This window comes from Streptomyces sp. WM6386, assembly GCF_000972385.1.
In the GTDB taxonomy this organism is placed as follows: Bacteria; Actinomycetota; Actinomycetes; order Streptomycetales; family Streptomycetaceae; genus Streptomyces.
Genome location: NZ_JXTE01000324.1, coordinates 1 through 704, shown reverse-complemented (window position 1 = coordinate 704; position 704 = coordinate 1). Strand labels below are relative to the sequence as shown.

At 64.5% G+C, this 704-nt stretch carries 1 protein-coding gene; it reads right to left on the bottom strand.

Annotated features, from left to right (window positions below; all coding sequences use genetic code 11):
* Positions 1–318: 318 nt before the first annotated feature.
* Positions 319–704, bottom strand: a 386-nt coding sequence (locus TN53_RS46345; RefSeq protein WP_199924751.1) for a MarR family winged helix-turn-helix transcriptional regulator, incomplete at its 5' end; no start/stop codon positions are given.

Sequence of the window (704 nt, the reverse complement as noted above, 5' to 3'; positions counted from 1 at the left end):
TAGCCCACCACAGCCGCTGAACCCGGCATCGCAGTCGACTCAATCGAAACCGGCTACCTGAATCGACCGCTACCCTCCGGTCAACCGGACGCTCAAAGTGGCCAACTGAGGCGCTCAGTCACACGAGGAGTGCCGGTGCCCGGTGACATCGATTCCTACAGTAACGGTTCGGCAGGAGCGTTGCCGCAGCGGTGCGAAAGTCCGGCTCCGGAACGTGACCATGGAGGCACCAGCCGAGAATTTGGACACGATGCCGAGGCACCGACCTGAGGGTGGGACGGCTGCCTCGCTGTCTTCCTGGGCATGCGTGACGAACTGCTATTCGCCGCCTGGGCCGGTTTCAGCGCAGGGCTCTTCCTGCTGGACGATGCGCGCGAGGAGACCCATGAGCTGGTCCCGCTCGGCAGGCGTCAAGGCAGCGGTCAGCTCATCGTTCGCCTCACGGCCCAGTTTCTCCGTCTGAAGCAGGCGACGTTTCCCGCTAGGCGAGAGGGCAATGGCGTTCTTGCGACGGTCCTTGGCGTCCGGCGCGCGGGTCACGAGGCCATCGTTCTGGAGGTCGTTGAGGATCGCGACCATGTCCTTGGGATCGATGCTCAGGCTGCGGCCCAGCTCGGCCTGCGATACGGGACCCAGTTCGGCGACTGCCGACAGGACAGCATGGTGCATCATCCGCATGCCTACCTGAGCGAGGGCTTCGGCGA